Below are 1,244 nucleotides of genomic sequence, written 5' to 3' on the forward strand. Positions count from 1 at the left end.
GTGACGTGCTCCCCTGAAATGTGACCGCGGATAAGTAGAGTCCGACACGCGAAGGGAGTCGGACGGGATGAAGCGGAGCAGGTTCAGCGAAGAGCAGATCATCGGGATATTGAAGGAGCAGGAAGCGGGGATGGCGACGGCGGATGTATGCCGGCGCCACGGGATCAGCCCAGCGACGTTTTACAACTGGAAATCGAAGTTCGGCGGGCTGGAGGTGTCGGAGACCAAGCGGCTACGCACGCTCGAGGAGGAGAATGGTCGGCTGAAGAAGCTGCTGGCCGAAGCGATGCTCGACAATGCGGTGCTGAAGGATCTGGCGTCAAAAAAATGGTGACGCCCGGCGCGAAGCGGGAAGCTGTCGCCCATGCGCGTGCGGAGTACGGGCTGAGCGAGCGTCGGGCGTGTGAGCTGGTGGGGGTGAGCCGCAGGGTGAACCGGTATTGTGCGACGCGATCGGACGACGCGCCGCTGCGCGCCAGGTTGCGTGAGCTGGCGGCGGAGCGCCGCCGGTTCGGTTATCGCCGGCTGGGATATCTGCTGGCGCGCGAGGGGCTGGCGCCCAACCACAAGAAGCTGCTGCGGATATACCGCGAGGAAGGGCTGAAGGTTCGTCGYCGCGGCGGCCGCAAGCGAGCGCTGGGCACACGGGCACCGATGGTGCTGCCCGAAGGGCCGAACCAGCGCTGGAGCCTGGACTTCGTGTCGGACAGCTTGATGTGCAGCCGGCGGTTCCGKATCCTGTGCGTGGTCGATGACTTCACCCGCGAATGTCTGGCGCTGGTACCGGACACATCGCTGTCGGGTGCCCGGGTCGCGCGCGAGTTGACGGCGCTCATCGGCGCGCGTGGCAAGCCACACACGGTCGTCAGCGACAATGGCACCGAACTCACCAGTRTGGCGATCCTCAAATGGGCCGAGGAGCGCAAGGTGGGATGGCATTACATCGCGCCGGGGAAGCCGACGCAGAATGCCTTCGTCGAGAGCTTCAACGGCCGCTTGCGCGACGAATGTCTGAACGAGACGCTGTTCAGGTCACTGGCGCATGCGCGCCGGATATTGGCGGCCTGGCGGGACGATTACAACAATGTCAGRCCGCACTCGAAACTGGGCGGAAAAACTCCCGCCGAGATCGCCGGCCAACGGCCATGGGGGCATGCCCCCATGGCCGTTGCCATGTCAGCAACCAGCCCGCACAAAGGGCAAGGACTCTATCTCTGAGTGGTAACACTCAGGGGAGCACGTCA

At 64.4% G+C, this 1,244-nt stretch carries 1 protein-coding gene; it reads left to right on the forward strand.

Going from position 1 to position 1,244, the window contains the following annotated elements; translation table 11 throughout:
- The first annotated feature begins 67 nt into the window (after positions 1-67).
- Positions 68-1,218, forward strand: a protein-coding gene (locus AC1DT7_RS24180; protein ID WP_478038864.1) for an IS3 family transposase whose coding sequence is annotated in 2 segments (ribosomal slippage) — positions 68-320 and positions 320-1,218 — 1,152 coding nt in all. Because the reading frame shifts where the segments join, the coding sequence is not laid out codon by codon here.
- The last annotated feature ends 26 nt before the right edge of the window (positions 1,219-1,244 follow it).

It is taken from the genome of Sphingomonas sp. P3_C6, assembly GCF_056402595.1.